This is a genomic window from Bartonella sp. AP88XZML, assembly GCF_042195565.1.
Lineage (GTDB): Bacteria > Pseudomonadota > Alphaproteobacteria > Rhizobiales > Rhizobiaceae > Bartonella.
Genome location: NZ_JBHIOQ010000013.1, coordinates 1 through 2,538 on the forward strand (window position 1 = coordinate 1; position 2,538 = coordinate 2,538).

General features: G+C 42.3%; 1 pseudogene. It reads right to left on the reverse strand.

From position 1 onward, the window contains the following. Positions 1 to 2,538 (reverse strand): annotated as a pseudogene (locus tag ACFIK2_RS01170) (hypothetical protein); the annotation flags it as partial.

The window sequence follows — 2,538 nt, forward strand, 5'->3', positions numbered from 1 at the left end:
GAAACATCACCTTCCTTAACACCTGAGAGTGTCCGCGCTGCATTATCACTGTTTGCAATATTGATGCTCGTACCGCCTTTTCTACCACCAATGCTGATGACATGCGTCTCATCATCTTGCTTAACTAAGCTATCACTAACAACTTTGTTAATCTCCTTGTTAATCTCGTTATGAATATTCGTGAAAGACGTCCCTACTCCTGCTAACGCATCCGAAACATTATCATAACTCTTCTCTTCATCTTTTCCATCAGAGTTGACTGTTTTTAGCTTGAAACTTGGAGCACCCCATTCTCCCTTATCATCATAGCCGGCTCCTCCACCAAAATACTCCGCAAACATCTTATTCATGGAATAGAGTTGTGAACCATTAACCGCATCCGTCGATGCTTTTGAAACATCACCTTCCTTAACACCTGAGAGTGTCCGCGCTGCATTATCACTGTTTGCAATATTGATGCTCGTGCCGCTTTTTTCGCCTCCAATGCTAATAACATGCGTCTTTTCATCTTGTTTAACTAAGCTATCACCAACAACTTTGTTAATCTCCTTGTTAATCTCGTTATGAATATTCGTGAAAGACGTCCCTACTCCTGCTAACGCATCCGCAACATTGCCATAACTCTTCTCTTCATCTTTTCCATCAGAGTTGACTGTTTTTAGCTTGAAACTTGGAGCACCCCATTCTCCCTTATCATTATAGCCGGCTCCTCCACCAAAATACTCCGCAAACATCTTATTCATGGAATAGAGTTGTGAACCATTAACCGCATCCGTCGATGCTTTTGAAACATCACCTTCCTTAACACCTGAGAGTGTCCGCGCTGCATTATCACTGTTTGCAATATTGATGCTCGTGCCGCTTTTTTCGCCTCCAATGCTAATAACATGCGTCTTTTCATCTTGTTTAACTAAGCTATCACCAACAACTTTGTTAATCTCCTTGTTAATCTCGTTATGAATATTCGTGAAAGACGTCCCTACTCCTGCTAACGCATCCGCAACATTATCATAGCTCTTCTCTTCATCCTTGCCATCTTCCTTAACAGTCTTAACCTTGAAAGTGGGAGCGGTCCATTCACCATTCTCATTATATCCAGCTCCTCCACCGAAATAGGTCGCAACCGTTTTATTCATGGAATAAAGCTGTGAACCATTAACCGCATCACTTGAGGTTTCCGAAACCGTTCCATCATGCACTCCGGAAAGAGTACGTTTCGTACCATCAGTGTTTGCAATATTGATGCTTGTACCGCCTTTTTCACCTCCAATGCTAATAACATGCGTCTTTTCATCTTGTTTAACTAAGCTATCGCCTACGACCTTGGTAAGCTCTTTTTTTACATTTGTGATAGAAGTACCTACACCCTCAAAGGCGGAAGCTACATCAGTATAGCTCTTCTCTTCATCCTTGCCATCTTCCTTAACAGTCTTAACCTTGAAAGTGGGAGCGGTCCATTCACCATTCTCATACTTGGCACCTCCGCCAAAATACGTAGCAACCTTATCACCTAATGAATAAAGCTGAGAACCATTAACCGCATCACTTGAGTCTTTAGAAATATCTCCATTCGCAAGATACTTAATCTTGCTGTTGCTTTTGCTATTTTCTTCTCCATGCAAGGCTACAAAAGCTCCCTCTTTCTCACCCCACATCAACGCATTCTGCTTAATGTTTTCAGTAACCGCCGTATTGCTTTGTGTAATCTCTTTATGAATGTTCTGGAAAGAATTACCTACACCCTCAAAGGCTTCCGCAACACTTGCATAGCTCTGCTCTTCAACATCACTACCATCTTCCTTAACGGTCTTAACCTTGAAACTTGGATCTGTCCACGCTTCACTCTCATACTTGGCGCCTCCGCCAAAATATTTCGCTGTATGCTCAGCAACCTTAGTAACATTTTTATTGGTTGTAAAAAGCTGCGAACCATTAACCGCATCCGTTGAACTTTCTGAAAGTTCACCAGTACTCACACCGGTAAGTGTCCGTTCCTTACCTTCATTGTTAAGAATACTTACTTCCGTACCGCCTGCTGCCTTACCTATAGTGATAACACCCGATCCCCCCGCACGAAGACTACGACTTGACGTCACCTCTTCTTCTTGCTTAACAAGGATACTGTCTCTTACATCGACAATCTCTTCATTCAGAGTGGTGAAAGCACTGTTAACACCTTCAAAAGCAGCAGCAACATTATGATAAGTCTTCTCGTCACCTTCTGTGCCATCAGCATCAAATTGTGCAACTTTGAAATCAGGTTCTGTCCATTTGCCTTCCTCATACTTGGTATTACCACCAAAATATTCTGCAAGGGCTGTGTTCGTAGAATGGAGCTGTGAACCATTCACGGCATCGGTTGAGCCTTCAGATATATCTCCATTCGAAAGATACTTAATCTTGCTATTGGTTTTACTATTTTCTTCTCCATGCTGCGCTACAAAGGCATTTACATCCTTGCTCCATACCAAAGAATCCTGTGCTACTCCTTCAGAAACCTCTTTAATCCGTGCATTCACATTCTTGATATTTGCATCA